We start from the raw sequence: 25019 nt of genomic DNA on the forward strand, positions 1-25019 counted from the left end.
CCAAACACCCCCCAGAAATATTAGAAACCTCACGTCCGGTCCCGAGCAAATCTCGTTACATGTACCCAATACCGAGTGCGCCAATCAAGGCCGAGTCGCCGCCAACAGCCATTGGTCACGATAAATTTCGGCGAGGGGGTTCAGCATGTAACGCTTCAGCCGTTAATTAAAAGAATACTGGGAAAAAAGCGTTCAGCTGCCCCGGAACCCAGATCTCGTGCCATTCCCTTCACCGTTAAAACAGGATTCCGCCCCATGTACTGGTACTCCAAAAGCATCCTTAACCGGATTCTAACCATTATCGTTCTGGCGAATCTGCTCGTCGTCGTTGTCGCGGGCATTTACTTCAGTAACTCACTGGACACCCAGGACGAATATGACCACCTGGTGAGCCAGGAGATGGTTCAGGCACTTCAGGCGCAGGACATTCTGAGCGAATTCAAAACGCAAGTTCAGGAATGGAAAAATGTATTGATCCGGGGCTCAGATCCAGGCCAGCGGGAAAAGTACTGGCAGAGTTTTCAGACGGTGGAAACCGGCATCCAGACTCAGCTCCGGGCCCTGATCCCGCAGCTTTCCGACCAAGATGCAAAAGCCTTGATGACCCAGTTTCAAAGGTCGCACCAGCAAATGGGCCAGGCTTACCGCGATGGTTTTCGTGCCTTCGCTTCTTCCGGCTATGACCACACCGCCGGTGATAAAGCGGTGGCGGGCATTGATCGGGAACCCGCACGCTTGATCGCCCAGGCAGCTGAACAGATTGGCGATAACGCCGTTGCCGACTCTGCAGAGATTCGCGACAGAACGACTTCGAATACCTGGTTGATGGGCGGTTTGCTGCTAGCCGCGATAGTTCTCGGCACTCTGGTTTGCCTGAACGTCATGGTTCGGTCGGTTGTGCGCCCGACACAAGAAATGATTGGCAAACTCAACAAAATCGCTGAAGGCGATTTGTCAGACCCGGTAACCCTGAAGCGACCAGACGAACTCGGACAACTCGCCAACACAGCACGCACCCTGCATCAGTTCCTGTCCGAGACTGGCAACCTGATGAAGGATAATGCCGAACAGCTGGCGCAGACGGGCACCATGATCCGAAGCAATGCTGATTCGGTGTCTTCTCAATCGGACCGCGCGCATCAGCGAATTGACCAGATTGCTACAGCGATGAATGAAATGTCTGCCACCGCTCAAGATGTAGCACAGCACGCCGCTTCCGTTGCCAGCCAAGTAGCTGAAACCACTACCCAGACCCGTCACGCAGATGATCAGATCAATCAGGCCGTCACCAGCATGAACCGGCTGACAGACCAGATTCGCAGCTCTGCCGAGACGGTCAAACAACTGGCACAGAGCGGGCAACGGGTGGGCGATGTCATGCACGTTATCCGGGAAATCGCCGATCAGACAAACTTGTTGGCACTGAACGCTGCCATCGAAGCTGCACGAGCGGGCGAAGCTGGTCGCGGGTTTGCCGTGGTTGCAGATGAAGTCCGCAATCTTGCAGCTAAAACTCAGAATGCAACGGTCGAAATTGATGAGATTATTGCCGGCATTCAAACCGGTTCCCGGGATGCCACCGACTATATGCAATCATCGGAAGTAGTCGCGAAAGAAAGCAGCGAATCCGTCGATGCGGTAAGAGCGACCCTGGCAGACATTACCCAGCGAATGTTAGCAGTGAACGACGCTACCACTCAGGTTGCAACGGCTGCAGAAGAGCAAACCAGTGTCAGTGAAGATATCAACCGCAACGTAACCGAAGTAGCTGAGATCTCTGAAGCCATGAACCAGACCGCAGAGGACAACCTGCGCACCGTGCCCGAGCTCGAAGCCATGGCCAGCAAAGCGCAGGAGCTTTCAAAGCGGATACGTCACTGATCGCCCGCACCTGTTCGACGGATAAGTGCCCGGAAGCGCTGCCCGGCTTTGTCACCCAGTACCAGCAAAGCCGGTGTCAGCAGTAGCGTCAGGAAGGTTGCGAAGGCCAGGCCGCCGGCGATGGCACTGGACAACTGGGTCCACCACTGGGTAGACGGCGCGTTCAGGCCCAGTGACGGAGACAGCAGATCGATGTTAATGCCCAGCACCATCGGTGTCAGCCCGAGAATGGTGGTAATGGCCGTGAGCAGGACCGGGCGGAAACGCAGACAGCCGGTTTCCAGGGCGGCCTCATAAGCTGCCATCCCTTCTCGCTTCATCTGGTTATAGGTGTCGATCAGGATGATGTTGTTGTTCACCACGATACCCGCCAGCGCAATAATACCCATACCCACCATCACCACGCCAAACGACTGGCCATTCAGCAACAACCCCAGTAAGACACCCGCAGTGGACAGCACGATGGCAGACAGAATCAGAAAGGTCTGGTACAACGAATTGAACTGGGTCACCAGAATCAACAGCATAAGACCGACTGCCACCATAAACGCCGCCATAAGAAAGTTTGCGGCCTGCTGCTGATCTTCGTCTTCACCGGCGAAGCGAATGCTCACCCCCTCCGGCGGCTCCGGCATATCCGTCTGCAGGCTGCGCAGCAACTCATCCATGCGTCGGCCCTGCGCGACATCGGATTTGATGGTAATGGTACGCTGGCCGTCCACGCGCACAATATTCCCGGTCTTGTCGCCGGGCGCCAGGGTAACAAACTCCGAGAGTGCCACCTGTCCCCTGGGCGTATTGATGGTCTGGCGTTGCAGGTGGTCCAGATCGCGCCAGTTGTTGGGCACCCGTACCGCAATATCCACCTCGTCCCGCACATCCTCCGGCCGGTAAGTGGCCAGCACCAGGCCATTGGTTACCAGCCGCACGGCACTGCCGATGCTCAGCACATCGGTGCCAAAACGGGCTGCTGCCTCACGATCTACCTGCAAGCGCCATTCAATCCCGGGCAAGCTGCGGTCGTCTTCAATATCGACAAATCCACCCAGCTCGCGCATACGACTCTGGATGTCGTCCACATAACGGTCCAGTTCGCCAGTGTTCATACTGCTGACCAGCAATTCGATGGGTTTGCCGCCTGCCGGCCCGCCTTCCTGTTTGCGGAACTCCAGCTCAATACCGGCAATATCAGCGGTGCGCTCGCGGAAGTCTTCCAGAATCTCGGTGGCGGTGCGACGGGTAAACCAGTCATTAAACTGGAACTGAAGCAAACCGATCACGTCTGGCGCCAACTGAGTGCTGGTAGAAAGCATGGAGCGGGCATACAGCGCTTTCACTTCCGGCATGTTTTGCAGACGCTGCTCCACCTGGCGCACGATAGCATCGCGCTCCCACACCGACAGGTCGCCCCGGGCACGCACCTGAACCTGCGCGGAATCCGGCTCGACACTCGGGAAAAACTCAACGCCATGGTTGAATCGACCATAGGCGGCATAGATCAGGATAATCAGCACCAACGCACCCAGTAAGGTCAGCCCCGGGCGCTGCAGCAAGCTGCCCAATGCGCGCCGGTAGATCAGCATGAAACGACCTTCCGTTGCATCCTGGTGGGCGCGACGACCACCACTGACCCCGCCCAGTACCGGGAGAAACACCAGGGCCATAGCCAGGGAGGCAATCAGGCAGATCAGCACCGTCATTGGCAGGAACTTCATGAATTCGCCAACCACCCCCGGCCAGAACAACAGGGGCACAAACACCGCCAGCGTGGTGGCGGTCGATGCAATCACCGGCCAGGCCATTCGGGAGGCGGCCTCTACCCAGGCGGTTTTGACCGGCTGGCCATCGCTGAGATTTCGATCCGCCAACTCGGACACAACGATGGCGCCATCCACCAGCATGCCGGCCACCAGAATCAGACTGAACAGCACAACAATGTTCAGGGTCAGCCCCATGCTCCAGATCACCAGAATGGCGGTCAGGAAGGCGCCGGGGATGGTCAGGCCAACGAGCACCGCCGAACGTGGGCCCATGGCCGCGATCACCACAATCAGCACCAGCACAATGGCGGTCAGCACGTTGTTCAGGAGGTCCGACAGGATATCCCGAACTTCATCGGACTGATCCATGATGTAGCGGATGTCCAGAGTTTCCGGCAGGCGCGGACGGGCGTCATCAATCAGGCCACGGATCTGTTCAATGGTGTCAATGATGTTGGCGCCAGAGCGTTTGGACACCTCCAGCACCAGTGCCGGTTCGCCATTGATCCGGGCAAACCCGGTCGGATCCTTGAAAGTACGCTGCAGCATCGCGACATCACCAAAGGTGACCACCGTGTCGCCTTCCACCTTCACCGGCATCGACATGACATCCTCGATGGTCTCGATCACTCCCGGTACTTTCAGCGCCATGCGGCCATTGCCGGTGTCCAGCGAGCCCGCGGCAACCAACTGGTTATTGCGCCGGACCAGTGACGCCAGCTGATCGAAATCGATGCCGTAGCTCTCCAGCACTTGGGCATCCACCACGACCTCAAGCAGATCCTCACGATCACCGCCGATCTCCACCTCCAGCACTTCCGGAATGGCTTCAATGACATCCTGCAGGCGACGCGCGATGGTAATCAGTTCACGCTCAGACAACGGGCCCGACAGGCCAATGGACAGCACCGGAAACAGCGATACGTTGATTTCATTGACCCGGGGCTCATCGGCTTCCTGGGGCAATTTGCTGCGTGCGGTGTCGACTTTTTCACGGACATCCTGCAGGGCCTTGTCCGGGTTAAAGCCGGCATCAAACTCCAGCATCACTGAGGCATGGCCTTCAGAGGCCGTGCCGCGCATTTCCTTGATGCCTTCCAGTGACCGCAACTCCTGCTCCATCGGGCGCACCAGCAAGCGCTCGGCGTCTTCCGGGCTGATGCCTTCGAGCATCATGGAGACGTAAATCATGGGAATGGTGACGTCGGGATTGGACTCCTTGGGGATCGCCTGGTAGGCCGCCATTCCGCCCAGCAGAAGGAACATAAACAGCAACAAGGTGGTACGGCTGCGGTCCATGGCCGCCGAAATCAGAGCTCTCATTGCCATTAACCTCGCTGGTCTGAGCGATCAACGGGTTCAACCGTCTCGCCCTCGGCGACAAAGCCACCGCCCCGGGTGATCAGCCGGATCTCATCGGGTAGGCCAGACACCCAGGCGCCATTGGTGGAGACACTGAGCAGCATGACGTTCTGGAACACCACCTGATCGTTGTCATCCACGTACTTCACGCCTGGGCGACCGTCGTCATCCAGGCTGAGATACGCGGGTGAGATAAAAATGGCATCCTGTTCCGGTAACTGGATATTCAGATTGGCACTGCCCCCGGCGGCTCGTTTCTGGTCCGGGTTCTCCACCACGATCTCCACCGCAAAGCTGCGGGTTTCCGGGTCTGCGGCGCTGGCGACAAAGCTGATCACGCCGGCAAGCCGGGTACCGTCCAGCAGATTGACCTCGACCGCCTGGCCGGGCTGCACCCCTTTGACGGTTTGCTGGGGAACCCTGCCGATGGCCTTCAGTCGGTCAATCTGCACCAGTTCCAACAATGGGGTGCCAACCTGCACCAGGGTGCCCTGATCCACTTCCCTTCGATTGACCACGGCATCAAACGGCGCAGCCGGCGCCAGGTGCTGGACCGCCAGTTCAGCGGCCGCCGATTCGGCGCGGGCAGCCGCCAGCTCACTCTGCAACCCTAGAATCTCGGTTTCGGCCGCCAGGTTACGGGCGCGCAGTTGACGAGCGGCAGCCAGATCGGCTTCCAGCTTGCGGATTCGGGCGCGCCAACGCTCGACTACCGCATCCCGGCCATCTACCGAAAGCGTCAACAACTCCTGACCAGCCCTTACCTGTTGACCGAGTTGCACCTTCATCTGGTCGACGATACCCGCAGTCCGGGCACTGACAGTCACCACCTGCCAAGGCTCCAATTGCCCCTGCAGCTTGATGGTAGGTTGGTAGTTGGTGGCTTGCAGCGTCTCCACCTCTACCCGGGTCAGCTCACGATCCTGTGGTCGCGGCTCATCGGGAGCCTGATTGCTGGCAATTTTCACGTCCCCGGTCGCCATCCAGATCACCAGCAACACCAGAACCAGAAGCGACAGCCCGAGAGAACCCAGTTTTGCTTTCGTCATGTAACACTCGCTGCGGATAACATCTTGTGGGTGGCAACCGTCGGCACCCCCAAAACGGGCGCTTGGCCAATTTTCCGGCAATTAATAGTTGCATCCGGATTTAAACGTGCGATAGATTCTACACATATTATTTGAATCAATTCAGAGCAAACCGTCGATTTTATGAACCTCAACGCAGTGGTCGTCCTTGTGAAGCTAATCCTGGTGGTCGTGGTACCGTCCGGGGGCTTTTGCGTGGACATGCGGGTGAGATAGCGACAACCTGACAAAGACACCAGAAACCCCCGGCACCGCAAGGTCCCGGGGGTTTCTTTTTGCGGCAAAGAAAAAGGGAAAAACGACCATGAACGGCGCACAGCACATTCTTGAAGCGTTCCACCGCCATAACATCAGCACGGTTTTCGGCTACCCGGGCGGCTGCATCATGCCGCTATACGACGCGCTGGTGGATGATGTCCGCGTGGAACACGTGCTGTGTCGCCACGAACAGGCCTGTGCCCTGGCCGCCGACGGCTATGCCCGCGCCAGCGGCCAGATCGGCGTATGCATTGCCACCTCCGGCCCCGGTGCCACCAATCTGATCACCGGCGTCGCCAATGCCTATATGGACTCAACCCCCATGCTGGTGATCACCGGTCAGGTGCCGTCCGGCCTGATTGGCACCGATGCCTTCCAGGAAACCGACATTCTGGGCATGACTCTCGGCATCGTAAAACACAGCTATCTGGTGGACGATGCAGACGCCCTTCCCGCGATCATGGAAGAAGCCATCACCCTGGCCCAAAGCGGTCGGCCGGGGCCGGTGTGGATTGATATCCCTAAGAACATGCTGCTTGCCGAGGTGGACACGCCGGCCCTGGCCAAAGCTTCAGAACCGGAAGCCGACTGCCCGGATATTGCCCGCGCCATATCCCTGCTGCGCGCCGCGAAGAAGCCACTGCTGTATAGCGGAGGCGGCGTGGCACTCGCTCGCGCTGAGGACAGCTTCCGCGCCTTTGCGACGGCGGCCGCGATACCCGGCGTGGTCACCCTCAAGGGCATCGGCAACCCTGGCAAGAACAATCCGTTCAATCTCGGCATGCTCGGCATGCACGGCTCCCGGGCGGCCAACAAAGCGGTGGACGAGTGCGATCTGTTGTTTGTGGTTGGCGCCCGCCTGGACGACCGGGCCACCGGCAAGCTGGACACCTTTGCCCCCAAGGCCAGGATGATTCACATCGATGCCGACAGCGCCGAGATCAACAAACTGCGGCCGGTCGATCTGGCCATGCGGGGCGACCTGAACCAGATTCTGGCGGCTTTCACCGAGGCAATGGTAGAGGAGCCGCTGACCATCAGTAACTGGCAGAAGCAATGCAAAACCTGGCATACCACCGGCGGGTTTCAGGCGGCGGATAACGAAGAGGCGTTGGCACCGATCGCTGGCCCGGCCTTTATCCGCCAGCTGTCCCGAATTGCCCCGGATGACACCGTCATTTCCTGTGACGTTGGCCAGCACCAGATGTGGGTAGCCCAGCATTATGAGTTCGATCACCCGCGCCATCACCTGACCAGTGGCGGCCTGGGCACCATGGGCTTCGGCTTGCCGGCGGCCATCGGCGCGCAGTTTGCCGACCGCAACAGCACGGTCATCAACGTAACCGGCGATGGCTCGTTCATGATGAACGCCCAGGAGCTGGCCACCATTCGCCGCTATAACCTGCCGCTGAAGCTGATCATTCTGGACAATCAGTGTCTGGGCATGGTGCGCCAGCAGCAGGAGCTGTTCTACAACAACCGGGAAAGTCACATCAATCTGGACGACAATCCGGATTTCGTGGCGATGGCGCGGGCGTTTGATATTCCGGCCCTGTTCATCGAGCGCACGGATCAGATTCGCCGGGGCATCGAGACGATTCTGGCCTACAAAGGCCCGATGCTTTTGCACGTGGCCATCAGCCGGGAGGAGAACGTGTGGCCGATTGTGAAACCCGGTGGCAGCAATAAAGAGATGATTGATGAAACCCGTCGCACCAACACCTCTACTAAGGAGCAGGTAGCATGAGCCCGCACGCGGATCGGTCTATGCCGAGTTATACGTTAAATTGCCGGATGCATCAGGAGGCGGCGGCGTTGGAGCGTTTGTGCCAGGTGGTGCGGGTTCGGGGGTTCCGGATTTCGCGGATGACGATGGAGTCTGCGGGGGAGCATCTGGATATTGCTCTGACTCTGGAGGGTTCTCGGTCTGTTTCTATGCTTTGCTCGCAGTTGGAGAAATTGCATACGGTTGCGGAGGTGGCTCTTGCGCAGGAGTCCGGGGTTCGGTCGGTTTCGGCTTAGGTTGGTTTGACTCCGCTACTAGCCTTCTGATTTTGGGGGCGGGTACGCGGGGTGTGGGGTGGTTTTCTTCTGGGAAAAATAACTCGCTTCGCTCAGACATTTTTTTCCCTGCCAGAAAACCACCCCACACCCCCCTACCGGCAGGCTTTTTTGGGATAGGCTTTTTGAAAAAATTGCTGGAAATGTTTGCACTTGTTGGCTGGGTGGGGTTCTCTGGCTGGCTAGAACGTTAGTTTACGACAACTTATTTTTGAGGCTGGGCTTATGGCTATGGACAAACGACGTCGGTATTCGGCACCGGTGGTGGATGGGATCAACAAGTCGGCCGGTCGCGCGATGTTGCGGGCCGTCGGGTTTACCGATGAAGATTTCAGGAAGCCTCAGATTGGTATTGCTTCCACCTGGAGCAATCTGACGCCGTGCAATATGCATATTGACGGTCTGGCCCGGGAAGCCGCCAAGGGCGCCGATGCGGCCGGGGGCAAGGCTCTGATTTTTAATACCATCACGATTTCCGATGGCATCGCCAACGGTACCGAGGGCATGAAGTATTCTCTGGTATCCCGGGAGGTGATTGCGGATTCGATTGAGACCGTGGCCGGTTGTGAGGGCTTTGACGGGCTGGTGGCGATTGGCGGCTGTGACAAGAACATGCCGGGTTGCCTGATGGGGCTGGCGCGGTTGAACCGGCCGTCGGTGTTTGTTTACGGCGGTACCATTCTGCCGGGCGAGAACCACACGGATATCATTTCGGTGTTTGAGGCCGTTGGTGCCCATGCCCAGGGCAAGATGGATCTGATTGAGGTGAAGCAGATCGAGGAGACGGCGATTCCGGGGCCGGGGTCCTGCGGCGGCATGTACACCGCCAACACCATGGCGTCGGCCATCGAGGCGATGGGCATGAGTTTGCCCGGCAGTTCGGCGCAGAATGCGGTGTCTGACACCAAGTTGGCCGATTGCGAGGCCGCCGGTGCGGCCGTGCTGAAGCTGCTGGATGCGGATATCAAGCCTTCGGACATCATGACCCGCGAGGCGTTCGAGAACGCGATTACCGTGGTGATCACGCTGGGCGGCTCCACCAATGCCGTGCTGCACCTGCTGGGCATGGCAAGTACTGCCGGTGTCGAGCTGTCGCTGGAGGATTTCGTGCGCATTGGCAAGACGGTTCCGGTGCTGGCCGACCTGCGCCCGTCCGGCCACTACATGATGTCTGAGCTGGTCGCCATCGGCGGCATTCAGCCGTTGATGCGAATGTTGCTGGACCGGGGCCTGTTGCACGGTGATTGCATGACCGTGACCGGCAAAACCCTGGCTGAAAACCTGGCAGACGTGGCGCCCTATCCGGACGATCAGCAGATCATCCGCGCCTTTGAGAACCCGATCAAAGCAGACAGCCATTTGCGCATTCTGTTCGGCAACCTGGCGCCGGAAGGCTCGGTGGCCAAGATTACCGGCAAGGAAGGCACCCACTTCTCCGGCCGGGCGCGGGTGTTCCATTCCGAGGAAGAAGCCCAGGAGCGCATTCTCGACGGCACCGTGGTCGCCGGCGATGTGCTGGTGATTCGCTACGAAGGCCCCAAAGGCGGCCCGGGCATGCGCGAAATGCTCAGCCCCACCTCCGCGATCATGGGCAAGGGTCTGGGCAGCGATGTCGCACTGATCACCGATGGCCGTTTCTCCGGTGGCAGCCATGGTTTTGTGGTCGGTCACATCACCCCGGAAGCCGCCGTTGGTGGTCCAATCGCACTGGTGGAAGATGGCGACACCATCACCATCGATGCCGTCAACAACTCGATCCTGCTGGAGATTTCTGACCAAGAAATGGCCAAACGGCGAGACGCCTGGACCCCACCCGAGCCGAGATTCACGCGGGGCGTGTTGGCCAAATATGCTCGCACCGTGAGTTCTGCATCTACTGGGGCCGTTACCGACTTGCCATAGTTTGGCTTGGGCTCCTGGCCTTCTGCCTGGGCACCCAGCCTTCTGGGTGTGCGGGCGGGTACGCGGGGTGCGGGGTGTTTTTCTTCTGGGAAAAATAACTCGCTTCGCTCAGACATTTTTTTCCCTGCCAGAAAAACACCCCACACCCCCCTACCGATGGGCAGCACAGGGATACCGGGTTAAAAGAAAGGAATTAGCTATAAATGAGTAAAGCCAGTCTTTAACTTCGTGAACCCGCCAATGCCCGTCGGCGCGGGGTGGTAGGTGGATTTTTTGCCGGAAAAAGATGTCTGAGCGCAGCGAGTTGTTTTTCCAAAAAAAATCCACCTACCACCCCGCAAGCCCGCCCGCACCCCAGAAGGCTGGGAGCCGACGGACTCCAGGCCCAGATACCTACCAGGCCTTATAAGGCAAAAACTTCCCATTCATGGTAACCACCACCCGGTCGCCCTTGGGATTCTCCTCCTTCTCGATGTCCATGGTGAAATCGATGGCACTCATGATGCCGTCACCGAACTTCTCGTGAATCAGCGCTTTCATGGTGTCGCCATAAACACCCACCATCTCGTACAGGCGGTAGATCAGCGGGTCTTGCGGAATGCCGCCTTCCCAGGACTTCTTCGGGCAAACCTGCAGTGTTTCCGCTATCGGCTTGTCCAGGCCCAGGGTCTCGCACAGGGCGAAGGCCTTGTCTTCGGTCAGGCTGTTCATGCCCAGGCACGCCGACGTGGTGAACACCGGTGACAGGCCAATGGCTTCGGCAATGGCTTCCCAGGTCATATCCTTGGCGACTTTGGCTTCCAGGATTTTTGCGGTCATCAGTTCTTTGTTCATCATGGTTATTTCCTCTTGTGGACAATCAAGGTCAGGCATTCACCGCTCGCGCGGCTGTTTCGGTTTTGGTATCAGGCTTGGCAGGCACCGGTTTGGGCGCTGCATCCCCTGCGCTGGGGTCAATCACTATCGGGCTGCCGTCTTCTTCCGGCTGCGCCGAACCACTGCGATTGACCAGGAAGTCGACCAGGTAATCGCGGATCTTGTGATGGGCGGGGTTCTGGAAAATGGTCGCTCGGGAGCGTGGGTGCGGCAGGTTTACCTTCACACTCTCGGCAATGCGGGCATTGGGGCCGTTCGACATCAGGAAGATGCGGTCAGACAGCAGAATGGCCTCGTCCACATCGTGGGTGATCATGAACACGGTCTGGCGGGTTTCTTCCCAGATCTTCACCAGCTCGTCCTGAATTACCCCCCGGGTGAGCGCATCCAGTGCTCCGAACGGTTCATCCAATAGCAGCAGTTCCGGCTGAGTAGCGAAGGCCCGGGCGATGCTGACCCGCTGGCGCATGCCGCCCGACAGCTGGGAGGGCTTGCGATTCAGCGCGTGGTCCAGGCCGACCATCTTCAGGTAGCGTTCGCTGTGCTCGCGCACTTTGTCCTTCGACCATTTCGGCCAGCGCGCCTTCACAGCAAAGACGATGTTGTTCAGGGAGGTTTTCCAGGGCAGCAGGCTGTAGTTCTGGAACACCACGCCGCGCTCCAGGCCCGGGCCTTTCACTTCCTTGCCGTTCATCACCACGTTGCCGGAGCTGGCTTCGTCCAGGCCCGCCAACACGTTCAGGATGGTGGATTTACCGCAGCCGGAGTGGCCGATGATGCACACAAACTCGCCTTTCTCCAGGGCAAAACGAACGTCCTCGAACACGGTCAGATCACCGCCCTGGCCATCGGGGTATACCTTCGACAGGCCATCTACTTCCAGGAATGACTTACTCATAACAGTTCTCCAGTCGGAGGGTTCTGGCGGGCGCCGTTGCTCGGGCGCCCGGCCCACTCATTCTTTGTATTCAACCAGCTTCTGGGCCTTGCCCAGAGCCAGGTCGAGCAGCATGCCCACCACCCCGATCATCAGGATGGAGAAGATCACACTGGCCAGGTCCAGGTTGTTCCACTCGTTCCACACGTAGTAGCCAATGCCAGTGCCGCCCACGAGCATTTCCGCGGCGACAATCACCAGCCAGGCAATGCCGATGGAGATGCGCATACCGGTCAGGATGGTCGGCGCGGCGGCCGGCAGGATTACGGTAATGGCGGTTTTGAACGGGTTGAGCTCATGGGTGCGGGCCACGTTGACCCAGTCCTGGCGCACGTTGGCCACGCCAAAGGCGGTGTTCAGCAGCATGGGCCAGATTGAGCAGATGAAGATCACGAAAATGGCGGAGGCGTCTGAATCCTGGATGATGAACAAGGCCAGCGGCATCCAGGCCAGGGGCGAGATCGGCCGCAGCACCTGGATGTACGGGTTCAATGCCTTGTACATCAGTGGCGACATGCCGATCAGAAAGCCCAGCGGCAGTGCAATCGCCATGGCCGCCAGGTAGCCGGTCAGTACCCGATACACCGAATAGGCCAGCTGGATGCCAATGCCTTTGTCGTTGGCACCGGCGTCGTAGAACGGATTGGACAGCTCAGTCCAGGCCACCTTCATCACCGCCGAGGGTGGCGGCACCCGGGATTCCTGGCCGGCAACGCCCATCAGTAATTCGTACTCCGTGATCGCTTCCTGCGCTGCCGGAGGCTGGGTGGACAACTCCCACAGCCCCAACATCAGAATCAGGAAAGATACCGACAGCAACGCGGCCCGAACGTTCAGAGAAGCCATGATTACACCCTCCCGATGGCGAAGCTGCGGGCATACTCTTCCGGCGTTTCCGGATCGAAGGTCTTGCCCATGATGACGTGATTCTTGTAGGTCTTATCCGGCGCCGGGTAACCCATTTCACGCATGAGTTTGCCGGTTTCACCCGCCCGGTAGACCTGCTCGGCAATACCCTTGTAGTCCAGATCGCCCTCGATATAGCCCCAGCGCTTCATCTGGGTGAGAATCCACACGCCCATGGAATGCCAGGGAAATGGATCGAAATCGATGCGGTCCGGCACGTTCTTGACCTCACCCAGGCCATCGGCGTAACGCCCTGTCAGTACCTGCTGGATGACCGGCACCGGCTGGTTCAGGTAGTTTCTCGGCGCAATCGCCTCAGCGATTTCCTTGCGGTTGCCCGGCTCGTTGGAATACTGAGTGGCGTCGATGATGGCGCGCAGCAGAGCGCCGTAAGTGTTCGGGTTTTGGGTCGCAAACTTCTGGCTGCAGGCGAACGCGCAGCACGGGTGGCCTTCCCAGATGTCTTTGGTGAGCATGTGGATGAAACCGACCTTTTCCCACACTGCACGCTGGTTGAACGGATCGGGTGACAGATAGCCATCCAGGTTACCGGCGCGCAGGTTGGCCACCATTTCAGGTGGCGGCACCACCCGAATCTGTACGTCTTTGTCTGGATCGATGCCGTGCTCGGCCAGGTAGTAGCGCAACAAGAAGTTGTGCATGGAGTATTCGAACGGCACACCGAACTTAAAGCCTTTCCACTGCTTGGGATCCCGCTTGTCGATGTGGTCCACGTGCAGCACGATGGCCTGGCCGTTGATGTTCTCAACAGCGGGCATGATGAACGGCTCCGGTGTGGAACCGGCTCCCATGGTCATCGCCAGCGGCATCGGCGTCAGCATGTGCGAGGCGTCGTATTCACCGGCCAGCGACTTGTCCCGGGCCACCGCCCAACCGGCAGTTTTGGTGACGGTCACGTCCAGGCCATAGCGCTCATAGAAGCCCATTGGGGCCGCCATGATGATCGGCGTGGCGCAGGTTATGGGCACAAAGCCAATGTTCAGCTTGGTTTTCTCCAGCTTACCCAGCGACTCTTTCACCGCTGCCTTGGCTTTTTCCATGGGGAACACCGAGCCGAGAAGTGCCGCGGCCGTGCCGGTGCCCATCATTTTCATAAAGCTGCGGCGGCTGTGGTCGTTATGACCAAACACCGAGCGCACCACCGCGTTTTCAATGGCGCGATCCATCATCGCTTCGGAATCCATCGATGCGGGGGAAGCTTGAGCATCCTGGCCTGCTGACGGGCGAAGGTTGAGCGACACCGACGGCCTGTCCTCGCCCGGTTTGCACTCCGGGCAATCGCAGGTTTTCGCGTGGATCAGTGACTGGTCGCCATCAAACGGGTTGCCAAGGCTGTTTGTCGTCATGGGGCACACTCCCTACTTGCAGATAGTTTTTGCACTCTTGTGGTGCAACAAGGATTCGGCTCCGGCCCGGCCTGGTGGAGGGCCAAGGCCGTTTACACAATCTGATGAATCCATTGCGGGGTTCGTGCCAACTCTTTAATTTTGTTTATCCTTTTGTTTTAAATGGTTTTTAATAACTTCGTGAACACCAAAAGCACTACGGAATCTCGTAGTTAACGAGTTTTCGTAGTAAACACTCCGATTTTTCGTAGTTGGCATGAGCTTTGTTTGGTGTCCTCTCAGAACCAACACCGGACGCCCGACATGCCCCACACTGACTACCCTGACCACTACCTATGGATTGACCATCTGCCCGAAGCCGCTTTGCTGGTCGACGCGGGCCAGGACCTGGTTCTGGCAGCCAACAGCGCCATGGGGCGACTGACCGGTACCGACCGCAGATCCATTGCCAATACCCCTTGCACCCGACTGTTCCCCGATCAACGACCCCAATTGATTAACTTCACCGAAGAAACCCTGTTTCGCAGCCACGGCTGGAGCCGGGATTTCAGCGTCAAACACCGGGAGGGTCATAGCGTAGAGCTGGAAATCTCGTCCTCCTGCGTGGGCGAAGCCGACGCACAAACCGTGCTGCTGCTTCTGCGCGACCGACGCCAGCTGCGAACGCTTCGGGAGCGCCACGAGGCCAACCATTACCACCGCGGCGGCTTACTGGAATGGCGGCGGGTGGAGGAGCTGTTCAAGGATATGGAGCGGGAAAATCAACTGATCCTGCACGCGGTGGGCGAAGGCATTTACGGCGTTGATGCCGAAGGCCGCACCACCTTTGCCAACCCGGCTGCGGAGCGCATGTTGGGCTGGCGCATGGACGAACTGATGGGCCGGGTGATCCATCGGGTGGTGCACCACTCCCACGAGGACGGTAGCCTGTTCCCTCTGAAAGACTGCCCCATTTATGGCGCCTTCCGGGATGCCAGCATCAAACGGGTGGGCGACGACTGGTTCTGGCGCAAAGACGGCACCGGATTCCCGGTGGAGTACACCAGCACGCCGATTCTGGATAACGGCCATCCGGTGGGCGCGGTGGTGGTGTTCCGGGACATTTCCCCGCGCCTGCAGGCACAGCAGGAATTGCAACAGGCGCTGGAAGAAGTGGAACACCTCAAGCGCCGGCTAGAAATGGAAAACGCCTACCTGCAGGAAGAGCTCAGCGCCGAGTTCCATTTTCACGAGATCCTGGGGCAAAGCGATGCCATCAAGGCCATCGTGCGGCGCATCGGTATGGTGGCGCCAACCGATGCCAACGTGCTGATCACCGGCGAATCCGGCACCGGCAAAGAACTGATTGCCCGCGCCCTGCATCAGGCCAGCACCCGGCGCGACCGGCCGCTGATCCGGGTCAATTGCGCGGCCATCCCGAAAGACCTGTTTGAGAGTGAATTCTTTGGCCACATCAAAGGCGCCTTCACCGGCGCAATCAACGATCGCATCGGCCGTTTTGAACTCGCCGACGGCGGCACTCTGTTTCTGGACGAAGTCGGTGAAATTCCCCTCGACCTTCAAGGCAAATTGTTGCGGGTGCTGCAGGATCAGCAATTCGAACGGGTGGGCGAGAACCAGACCCGGGCGGTGAACGTGCGGGTGATTGCGGCCACCAACCGCGATCTGAAAACCGAGATTCAGGAGAAAACCTTCCGGGAAGACCTGTACTTCCGGCTCAACGTGTTCCCAATCGAATCCATCCCCTTGCGCCGCCGGCTTGAGGACGTGCCCATGCTGGCCCAGGAGTTTCTGAACCGCGCCTGCCAGAAGTTCAACCGCCCACCCCTGACCTTGACCGAACGAGACGTCGCCATCCTGAAAGCCTACCCCTGGCCGGGCAATGTCCGGGAGCTGGAAAACGTTATCGAACGCCAGGTGATCACCGCCGATGGCCGGCTTGACCTCGATCTGCCCGGCCCTGACAGCACGCCAGGACAAACCATCGGCTCCAGCCCTCCTGCTCGCCATTACCACAGCGAACTGATGACGGAAGATCAACTCCGGGAGCTGGAAACCCAGAACCTGATCAGGGCGCTCACGATGACCGAAGGGCGAGTATTCGGAGATGACGGCGCCGCCGTATTACTTGGCGTCAAGCCAACCACCCTCACCTCACGACTGAAAAAACTGAAACTCGACCCGCGGCGGTTTCGCGTTTCTGAGGAGACGGACTGACTTTTGGTTCGAGTTTGGCGGGCGAGTCCTAAAGCCGGGGATTTTGGGTTGGCGGGCGGGTACGCGGGGTGCGGGGTGTTTTTCTTCTGGGAAAAATAACTCGCTTCGCTCAGACATTTTTTTCCCTGCCAGAAAAACACCCCACACCCCCCTACCGACGGGCAGCACAGGAATACCAGGTTAAAAGAAAGGAATTGGCAATAAGTGAGTAAAACCAATCATTAACTTCGTGAACCCGCCAATGCCCGTCGGCGCGGGGTGGCAGGTGGGTTTTTTGCCGGAAAAAAATGTCTGAGCTAAGCGAGTTATTTTTCCAAAAAAAATCCACCTGCCTCCCCGCAAGCCCGCCCCCAAAACAGGCAGGCTACAAGAGGCCATTCACCCAAGTCAGACCAATTCAACGGCCACAGCAGTAGCCTCACCACCACCAATGCAGAGCGAAGCAACTCCACGTTTCAGGCCGCGCTGTTTTAGGGCGTTGATCAGGGTGATGATGATCCGGGAGCCGGACGAACCGATCGGGTGGCCCAGGGCGCAGGCGCCGCCGTGGACGTTTACTTTCTCGGCGGGTAGTTTCAGCTCGTTGATGGCGGCCAGGGTGACCACCGCAAAGGCTTCGTTGATTTCGAACAGGTCGACATCGTCCAGTGCCCAACCGGCTTTCTTCAACACTTTTTCGATGGCGCCGATGGGGGCCAGGGTGAACTCTGCCGGCAGGCGGGCGTGGGTGGCGTGGGCGACGATTCTGGCCTGGGGCGTCAAGCCGCGGGCGTCGGCTTCGGCGGCGGAGGCCAGTACCAGGGCGGAGGCACCGTCGCTGATGGAGCTGGAGTTGGCGGCGGTGACCGAGCCGTCTTTGGCGAAGGCCGGTTTCAGCTGCGGGATCTTTTCCGGCTTGGCGTTGCCGGGCTGTTCGTCGGTGTCTACCACAGTGTCACCACCACGACCGGCGACGGAGACCGGCGCAATTTCGTCCCGGAACCAACCGTTTTCGATGGCGGCCAGGGCTTTTTGCAGGGAGCCGATGGCGAATTCGTCCATGGCCTGGCGGGTGATGTCGTACTTGTCGGCGGTGCGCTGGGCGAAGACGCCCATCAGGCCGCCTTCGTAGGCGTCTTCCAGGCCATCCAGGAACATGCTGTCCATCACCTGGCCGTGGCCCATGCGCATGCCGGCGCGGGCTTTAGGCAGCAGGTACGGTGCCTGGCTCATGTTTTCCATGCCGCCGGCGATCATGATGTTGTTGGTGCCGGCTTTGATCTGGTCGTGGGCCATGATCAAGGCCTGCATGCCAGAGCCGCACATTTTGTTGATGGTAGTGCAGCCGCTGCTGTCAGGAATACCGGCAGCACGGGAGGCCTGGCGCGCAGGCGCCTGGCCAAGGCCGGCGGGCAGTACGCAGCCCATGATGATTGCCTGAACGTCGGCCGGCTGAAGGCCTGCCCGCTCAATGGCCGCCTTGATGGAAACGGCGCCCAGATCCGGAGAGCGCACAGAACTCAGGGAGCCCATCATGCCGCCCATCGGGGTTCTGGCGGAGCCTGCTATGACGATATCGTTGTTCATGGATTTTGTTCTCCTCATTTGGTGGAACGTTCGATCATCGGATGCCTTCAACAGAATCTTGCGCTTGTCCCGTCTGGTTTCGTGGGTGGGTTTTGTTTGGGCTCCTAGCCTTCTGGGTGTGCGGGCGGGTACGCGGGGTGCGGGATATTTTTCTTCTGGGAAAAATAACTCGCTTCGCTCAGACATCTTTTTCCCTGCCAGAAAAACACCCCACACCCCCCTACCGACGGGCAACACAGGTATAGTCTGTTTTTTCTATGTAAACCCACCAATGCCCGTCGGCGCGGGGTGGTCTTTTCATTTTTTGCCGGAAAAAGATGTCTGAGCGAAGCGAGTTGTTTTTCCAAAAAAAATGAAAAGGCCACCCCGCAAGCCCGCCCGCACAGCTAGAAGGCTAGGAGCCCAAGCCAGATCCCTCAGCGCCCAAGTACCGAACGGGCAATAATTTCTTTCATGACCTCAGACGTACCGCCGTAAATCCGCTGCACCCGGGCGTCGATGAAGTTCCGGGAAATCGGGTATTCGGTGGTGTAACCGTAACCGCCGAACAGCTGCAGACAGCCATCGGCTACCCGGCACTGCATTTCCGTAGCGCTGTACTTGGCCATGGACGCGGTGGGCGCATCCAGCTGGCCGTCTTCGTATTCGCGGATGCATTGGTCGACGAACGCTTTGTTGATGCGGTAGTCGGTTTCCATGCGGGCGATTTCGAAGCGGGTGTTCTGCAGCTGGGCCAGTTTCTGGCCGAACAGCTCGCGCTCCTGAGCGTAGGCAATGGTCAGGTCCAGAGAGCCTCGGGCGGCGGCAACGCCGAGGGCGCCGATCACCAGGCGTTCGCGAGGCAGTTCGCGCATCAGGTACATGAAGCCCTGGCCTTCCTCGCCTAACAGGGCCGAGGACGGCACGCGCATGTCCGAGAAGAACATTTCCGAGGTGTCGCCGCAGTGCTGGCCGATTTTGTCCAGATTGCGGCCTTTGCTGTAACCCGGTAACGAGGTGTCGACCAGGAACAGGCTGATACCGCGGGCGCCGGCTTTCGGGTCGGTTTTAGCGGCGACGATCACCATGTCGGCGTGCTGGCCGTTGGTGATAAACGTCTTGGAGCCGTTCAGGATGTAGTCGTCGCCATCCTTCACCGCACTGGTGCGCATCGCCTGCAGGTCGCTGCCGGCGCCCGGCTCGGTCATGGCGATGGCGCCGACGGCTTCACCGGAGACCATTTTCGGCAACCAGTGCTGGCGCTGTTCTTCATTGCCGATGTGGCTGAGGTAAGGTGCCACGATGTCCGAGTGCACCATCACGTTGGTGGAGAGCGCGCCGAAGCCCATCCGGGCTAGCTCCTCACCCACTACGACGGAAAATTGGAAAGGCGCACCGATGCCGCCGCAATCTTCAGACACGTCGACACACAGCATGCTGGCGTTGCCGAGGGTGTTCCACAGCTCCCGGGGCACGATGCCGGATTTCTCCCAGGCCTCGTAGTGAGGCTTCACTTCGGCTTCCAGCGCCTTGATTACCGACTCCCGGAACATCGCCAGTTCTTCTTTATCCACAGGCATGGTCATGAATAACTCCTGCAATTGAATGCAATCATTTGGGCGCCATACGCAGCGCGCAGTCGAGGCGGATGACCTCGCCATTGAGAATCGGGTTACGCACCATCTGGTCCACCATCATGCCGAATTCCTCCGGCTTGCCCAGGCGCTTGGGGAACGGCAGCGTCGCCGCCAGGCTTTCCTGAACCTCGTCTGGCATGCCGGCCATCATGGGCGTCATGAACAGGCCCGGGGCAATGGTGTTCACCCGGATACCTTCGCGGGCGAGTTCGCGGGCGGATTGCAACGTCAGCGCCACCACACCGCCTTTAGAGGCACTGTACGCCGCCTGGCCGATCTGGCCCTCATAGGCGGCCACCGACGCGGTGTTGATGATCACGCCACGCTCGCCATCGGCATTCGGCTCACGCTGGGCCATGTCCGCTGCCGCCAGGCGCAAAATGTTAAAAGTACCAATCAGGTTAACCTGAATCACCTTGTTGAAGTTCTCCAGCGGCATCACCCCGTCGCGGCCCAGAATCTTCGAGGCCGGCGCAATCCCGGCACAGCTCACCGCAATACCGCAAAGACCATGAGCCTCCCGCGCCCCGTTGATGGCCGCCTCAGCACTGTCGGCAGAACTTACATCGCACTCCAGAAAGATTCCGCCGATGTCCGCCGCCACCTTTTCGCCCAGCTCTTTTTGCAGATCCAGGATCGCCACTTTACACCCGGCAGCCGCCAGCGCCCGGGCAGCGCCCTCGCCCAGCCCGGAAGCACCACCTGTTACAATGGCTGCCACATTTTTAAATTCCATCGTGAACTCCCCTTTTCAGGATTCGGTTTATTGAAAATCGGATCATAAAACCACTTTACGTTTACGTAAACTTTATCTAACCTTAGTCTAAAAAGGAAATCGTGATGAGCGAAAAAAGAACCTTCAGCATCAGCGAGCTTTCTCAAGAGTTCGATGTGACCACCCGAAGCATTCGGTTCTATGAAGATCAGGGCCTGCTCAAGCCCGCCCGGCGCGGCCAGACCCGCATCTTCAGCACCAAAGACCGGGTTCGGTTGAAGCTCATTCTCCGGGGTAAGCGTATGGGCTTCTCCCTGGCGGAAACCAAAGAATTGTTTGATCTGTGGGATGAAACCCTGACCGGTAATGAAAAGCAATTGCTGAAAATGCTGGAAATCCTCGGCGCCCGGCGAGACCAGCTCGAACAACAGAAGAACGACATCGCCCAGGCGGAAATGGAAATAGACACCGCCGAAGCCCGGTGCCGCGAATCGCTGGCAGATTTACAGAAGAAAAAGCAACAGCAAGGCATGGCACCCAAAGGATCCGAACAAACCGCCACCTGACCGTGGCGGAGCACACAGACCTCAATTGAATAACAACAAGGCAGCCAACGATGAAATCACAATACTCAGAACTCAATTTTGGCCTCGGCGAAACCCTCGACATGCTGCGCGAACAGATCAACGGCTTCGCCGCCGCTGAAATCGCACCGCGCGCTGAAGAGATCGACCGCAACAACGAGTTTCCCATGGACCTATGGCGCAAAATGGGCGACATGGGCCTGCTGGGTATCACCGTAGGTGAACAATACGGCGGCTCCGAAATGGGCTACCTGGCGCACGTCATCGCCATGGAAGAAATCAGCCGTGCCTCTGCCTCCGTTGGCTTGTCTTACGGTGCCCACTCCAACCTGTGTGTGAACCAGATTCACCGCAACGGCACCGAAGAACAGAAACAGAAATACCTGCCCAAACTGGTCAGTGGCGAACACATCGGCGCCCTGGCCATGTCTGAGCCCAACGCCGGCTCCGACGTCATCTCCATGAAACTCTCCGCCCGCGACGAAGGCGACCACTTCGTGCTCAACGGCACCAAAATGTGGATCACCAACGGCCCGGACGCGCACACCTACGTTATCTACGCCAAAACCGACGTCAAAGCCGGCTCCAAAGGCGTCACCGCCTTCATCGTCGAACGCGACGCACCGGGCTTCAGCCGCCACCAGAAACTCGACAAACTCGGCATGCGCGGCTCCAACACCTGCGAACTGGTGTTTGAAGACTGCAAAGTCCCCCGCGAAAACATCCTCGGCGGCGAAGGCAACGGCGCCAAAGTGCTGATGAGCGGCCTCGACTACGAACGCCTGGTCCTCTCCGGCGGCCCGCTGGGCATCATGCAAGCCGCCATGGACGTGGTCGTCCCTTACATCCGTGAACGCAAACAGTTCGGCCAGGCCATCGGCGAATTCGAACTGGTGCAGGGCAAAGTGGCTGACATGTACACCTGGATGAACACCGCCAAATCCTACGTCTACATGGTCGCCATGTCCGCCGACCGCGGTGAAACCACCCGCAAAGACGCCGCCGGCGCCATTCTCTACTCCGCAGAAATGGCCACCAAACTGGCCCTGGACGCCATCCAGCTGCTCGGCGGCAACGGCTACATCAACGACTACCCGACCGGCCGCCTGCTGCGAGACGCCAAACTCTACGAAATCGGTGCCGGCACGTCCGAGATTCGACGGATGCTGATCGGTAGAGAGCTGTTTTTGAACAAGTAAGCGGCAAGCTCTTTCAATTCTTCGGTGCGGACGCCCGCACCCAATGTATGACAAGGGGCTGGTGGGTTGTCCTTCCGGAAATTTCGAAGGCCAAGGATGGCCTGAGAGAAGCGCACATGGATGTGCTCGTAGCGGTTTCCGGAAGGACAGCCCACCAGCCCCGCGCCCCCAAATTTTGAGGGATTAAAAGCCATGACCGTACTCCAGAGCAAAATAAACCCGAGGTCCGACGAGTTCCTGGCTAACCAGGATTCCATGGCAACCGCCGTCGCCGACCTGCGCGAAAAAGTCGCCACCATCCAGCAAGGCGGCGGCCCCAGCTACCAGGAACGCCACATCGCCCGCGGCAAACTGCTGCCCAGAGAGCGCATCAACCGCCTCCTCGATGACGGCTCCCCCTTTCTTGAAGTGGGCCAGTTCGCCGCCTACAACGTCTACGACGACGAAGTCCCCGCCGCAGGCGTCATCGCCGGCGTCGGCCGGGTGTCTGGCACCGAATGCATGATCATCGCCAACGACGCAACGGTAAAAGGCGGCAGCTACTACCCGCTGACGGTGAAAAAACACCTGCGCGCCCAGGAAATCGCCCTGGAGAACCGCCTGCCCTGCATCTACCTGGTCGACTCCGGCGGCGCCAACCTGCCAAGACAGGACGAAGTCTTCCCGGACCGCGACCACTTCGGCCGCATCTTCTACAACCAGGCCAGAATGTCTGCCGACGACATCCCCCAGATCGCCGTCGTCATGGGCCTGTGCACCGCCGGTGGCGCCTACGTACCCGCCATGGCCGACGAATCCATCATCGTGCGCGATCAAGGCACCATCTTCCTGGCCGGCCCACCGCTGGTGAAAGCCGCCACCGGTGAAGTGGTCAGCGCCGAAGACCTGGGCGGCGCCGACGTGCACTGCAAAGTCTCCGGCGTGGCCGACCATTACGCCGAGAACGACGCCCACGCCCTCGACATCGCCCGGCGCTGCATCTCCAACCTCAACCGCCGCAAACCGGTGGACGTGGAGATCCGCAAACCGAAAGCGCCGCTGTACAGCGCCGACGAAATCTACGGCATCGTCGGCACCGACTTGCGCAAACAGTTCGACGTGCGCGACGTGATCGCCCGCATCGTCGACGGCTCCGAATTTGACGAATTCAAACGCTATTACGGCCAGACCCTGGTCACCGGCTTTGCCCACATCCACGGCTACCCGGTCGGCATCATCGCCAACAACGGCATCCTGTTCAGCGAATCCGCCCAGAAAGGCGCGCACTTCATTGAGCTGTGCTGCCAGCGCAACATCCCGCTGCTGTTCCTGCAGAACATCACCGGCTTCATGGTCGGCCAGAAGTACGAAGCCGAAGGCATCGCCAAGCACGGCGCCAAAATGGTGATGGCCGTGGCCTGTGCCAACGTGCCCAAGATCACCGTGCTGATCGGCGGCAGCTTCGGCGCCGGCAACTACGGCATGTGCGGCCGCGCCTACAGCCCGGACTTTTTGTGGATGTGGCCGAACGCCCGCATCTCGGTGATGGGTGGCGAACAGGCCGCCGGCGTACTGGCCACCGTTAAACGTGAAGGCCTGGAGCGCAAAGGCCAGGACTGGAGCACCGAGGCCGAAGCGCAGTTCAAGCAGCCGATCATCGATACCTACGAGCACCAGGGCCATCCCTACTACGCCAGCGCCCGGCTGTGGGACGACGGCGTGATCGACCCGGCCCAGACCCGTGAAGTGGTTGCCCTGAGCCTGTCTGCCACCCTTAACCGCCCGGCCAAACCAACACGCTTCGGCGTGTTCCGGATGTAATCGGGGAGACCGACATGACCGACCAAGACTCAGCCGTTCTGCTCAAACACCGTGCCGGCGGCATTGCCGAAGTGGTACTGAACCGCCCGGACAAACGCAACGCCTTTGACGACGTGATCATCCAGCAGCTGATCAGCGCCCTCACCGAGGTGGGCTCGAACAGCAAAACCAGGGTTGTGATCCTGCGCTCCGAAGGCAAGCACTTCTCTGCCGGGGCCGACCTGGGCTGGATGCGGCGCATGGCCGACAACGGCCACAAGGAAAATCTGGACGACGCCCGCCAGCTGGCCCGACTGATGGGCGTACTCAACAGCCTGCGCAAGCCGGTGATTGGCCTGGTGCAGGGCGCCGCCTATGGCGGAGCGGTTGGCCTGGCCGCCTGCTGCGACATCGTCATCGCCACCGAGGGCGCCAGCTTCTGCCTGAGCGAGGTCAAACTCGGCCTGATCCCGGCGGTTATCAGCCCGTACGTGGTGCGCGCCATCGGCGAACGCCAGGCCCGGCGCTACTTCCTCTCGGCCGAAGTGTTCAACGCCCGACAGGCACAGGACTACGGCCTGGTGCACATCGTCTGTGACGATGTCGAGGCCATGAATGCCCGCTGCAACGAGATGGTGCAGCAACTGGCCGGCAACGGCCCGGAAGCCATGCGGGCCGCCAAAGACCTGGTCTTTGCCGTCAGCCACAAGCCCATCGAGAAAGACGTGATTGAAGACACCGCGCACCGCATCGCGGACATCCGGGTGGGTGAAGAAGGGCAGGAAGGGCTCAACGCCTTCCTGAACAAGCGAAAAGCCAACTGGGTTCCGGAGGAATAAGTGCCCTGTCTCATGGATTCTTTAACTTACTGCGCACTTCTGAAGACTTTGGGCAAGGCGCAGGCCTGCAGGCATGGTGGCGCCATGTCAAAGGCCTGCAACGCAG

18 protein-coding genes are annotated in these 25019 nt (G+C 59.3%); 9 read left to right on the plus strand and 9 right to left on the minus strand.

All coding sequences use genetic code 11. The features are described from left to right. Window positions 1-255: 255 nt before the first annotated feature. Window positions 256-1881 carry a methyl-accepting chemotaxis protein gene (locus C7H08_RS17580; RefSeq protein WP_106673508.1) on the plus strand — a complete coding sequence of 542 codons (1626 nt, stop codon included), beginning with the start codon at window positions 256-258 and terminating at the stop codon, window positions 1879-1881. Here C7H08_RS17580 and C7H08_RS17585 read toward each other — a convergent pair. Further along, entirely contained in the window at window positions 1875-4964 is a 3090-nt protein-coding gene (locus C7H08_RS17585) for an efflux RND transporter permease subunit (RefSeq protein ID WP_106673643.1), read from the minus strand. The two genes, C7H08_RS17580 and C7H08_RS17585, sit on opposite strands and share 7 nt — an antisense overlap. Before the next feature lie 5 nt (window positions 4965-4969). Further along, complete coding sequence (locus C7H08_RS17590) at window positions 4970-6052, minus strand: efflux RND transporter periplasmic adaptor subunit (RefSeq protein ID WP_106673509.1); 1083 nt, start codon at window positions 6050-6052, stop codon at window positions 4970-4972. Between the two features lie 343 nt (window positions 6053-6395). Here C7H08_RS17590 and ilvG point away from each other — a divergent pair, with 343 nt between their 5' ends. The 3 genes from ilvG to ilvD all read left to right on the plus strand — a co-directional run bounded on the left by ilvG (window position 6396) and on the right by ilvD (window position 10312). Next, complete coding sequence (gene ilvG, locus C7H08_RS17595) at window positions 6396-8096, plus strand: acetolactate synthase 2 catalytic subunit (RefSeq protein ID WP_106673510.1); 1701 nt, start codon at window positions 6396-6398, stop codon at window positions 8094-8096. Next, complete coding sequence (locus C7H08_RS17600; protein ID WP_106673511.1) at window positions 8093-8371, plus strand: ACT domain-containing protein; 279 nt, start codon at window positions 8093-8095, stop codon at window positions 8369-8371. The genes ilvG and C7H08_RS17600 overlap by 4 nt, the downstream gene beginning before the upstream one ends. A 264-nt stretch (window positions 8372-8635) precedes the next feature. Next, window positions 8636-10312, plus strand: a complete 1677-nt coding sequence (gene ilvD, locus C7H08_RS17605) for a dihydroxy-acid dehydratase (RefSeq protein ID WP_106673512.1) — start codon at window positions 8636-8638, stop codon at window positions 10310-10312. Window positions 10313-10705: 393 nt separating this feature from the next. Here ilvD and cynS read toward each other — a convergent pair whose 3' ends face one another. From cynS to C7H08_RS17625, 4 genes are read right to left on the minus strand one after another with little or no spacing between them, the layout of a single operon-like run. Further along, a complete protein-coding gene (gene cynS / locus C7H08_RS17610) occupies window positions 10706-11149 on the minus strand; it encodes a cyanase (RefSeq protein ID WP_106673513.1) in 444 nt (147 codons plus the stop codon). A gap of 28 nt (window positions 11150-11177) precedes the next feature. After that, window positions 11178-12086 carry an ABC transporter ATP-binding protein gene (locus tag C7H08_RS17615; protein WP_106673514.1) on the minus strand — a complete coding sequence of 303 codons (909 nt, stop codon included), beginning with the start codon at window positions 12084-12086 and terminating at the stop codon, window positions 11178-11180. Between the two features lie 57 nt (window positions 12087-12143). Continuing rightward, entirely contained in the window at window positions 12144-12971 is an 828-nt protein-coding gene (gene ntrB, locus C7H08_RS17620; RefSeq protein WP_106673515.1) for a nitrate ABC transporter permease, read from the minus strand. A 2-nt stretch (window positions 12972-12973) separates the two neighbouring features. Next, window positions 12974-14398 carry an ABC transporter substrate-binding protein gene (locus C7H08_RS17625; protein WP_106673516.1) on the minus strand — a complete coding sequence of 475 codons (1425 nt, stop codon included), beginning with the start codon at window positions 14396-14398 and terminating at the stop codon, window positions 12974-12976. 303 nt (window positions 14399-14701) lie between these two features. Between C7H08_RS17625 and C7H08_RS17630 the strand changes: the two genes are divergently transcribed. Further along, entirely contained in the window at window positions 14702-16615 is a 1914-nt protein-coding gene (locus tag C7H08_RS17630; protein WP_106673517.1) for a sigma 54-interacting transcriptional regulator, read from the plus strand. A gap of 387 nt (window positions 16616-17002) precedes the next feature. On the opposite strand, the gene C7H08_RS17635 is transcribed toward C7H08_RS17630, so the two are convergent. The 3 genes from C7H08_RS17635 to C7H08_RS17645 all read right to left on the minus strand — a co-directional run bounded on the left by C7H08_RS17635 (window position 17003) and on the right by C7H08_RS17645 (window position 20533). Then, window positions 17003-18181 (minus strand): acetyl-CoA C-acyltransferase, encoded by a 1179-nt coding sequence (locus C7H08_RS17635; RefSeq protein ID WP_227663328.1) that lies wholly within the window; start codon window positions 18179-18181, stop codon window positions 17003-17005. Between the two features lie 416 nt (window positions 18182-18597). Beyond that, window positions 18598-19746 carry an acyl-CoA dehydrogenase family protein gene (locus C7H08_RS17640; protein ID WP_106673519.1) on the minus strand — a complete coding sequence of 383 codons (1149 nt, stop codon included), beginning with the start codon at window positions 19744-19746 and terminating at the stop codon, window positions 18598-18600. Between the two features lie 25 nt (window positions 19747-19771). After that, the gene (locus tag C7H08_RS17645) at window positions 19772-20533 is read right to left on the minus strand and encodes an SDR family NAD(P)-dependent oxidoreductase (RefSeq protein WP_106673520.1); all 762 of its coding nucleotides are present in this window, start codon (window positions 20531-20533) and stop codon (window positions 19772-19774) included. 104 nt (window positions 20534-20637) lie between these two features. Here C7H08_RS17645 and C7H08_RS17650 point away from each other — a divergent pair, with 104 nt between their 5' ends. The 4 genes from C7H08_RS17650 (at window position 20638) to C7H08_RS17665 (ending at window position 24913) form a co-directional block, all read left to right on the plus strand. Further along, complete coding sequence (locus C7H08_RS17650) at window positions 20638-21078, plus strand: MerR family transcriptional regulator (protein ID WP_106673521.1); 441 nt, start codon at window positions 20638-20640, stop codon at window positions 21076-21078. Window positions 21079-21128: 50 nt separating this feature from the next. Further along, the gene (locus tag C7H08_RS17655) at window positions 21129-22295 is read left to right on the plus strand and encodes an isovaleryl-CoA dehydrogenase (protein WP_106673522.1); all 1167 of its coding nucleotides are present in this window, start codon (window positions 21129-21131) and stop codon (window positions 22293-22295) included. Window positions 22296-22487: 192 nt separating this feature from the next. Continuing rightward, window positions 22488-24095 carry a carboxyl transferase domain-containing protein gene (locus C7H08_RS17660; protein WP_106673523.1) on the plus strand — a complete coding sequence of 536 codons (1608 nt, stop codon included), beginning with the start codon at window positions 22488-22490 and terminating at the stop codon, window positions 24093-24095. Window positions 24096-24109: 14 nt separating this feature from the next. Further along, window positions 24110-24913 carry an enoyl-CoA hydratase-related protein gene (locus C7H08_RS17665; RefSeq protein ID WP_106673524.1) on the plus strand — a complete coding sequence of 268 codons (804 nt, stop codon included), beginning with the start codon at window positions 24110-24112 and terminating at the stop codon, window positions 24911-24913. Window positions 24914-25019: the final 106 nt, after the last annotated feature.

The organism is Marinobacter halophilus (assembly GCF_003007685.1).
In the GTDB taxonomy this organism is placed as follows: Bacteria; Pseudomonadota; Gammaproteobacteria; order Pseudomonadales; family Oleiphilaceae; genus Marinobacter; species Marinobacter halophilus.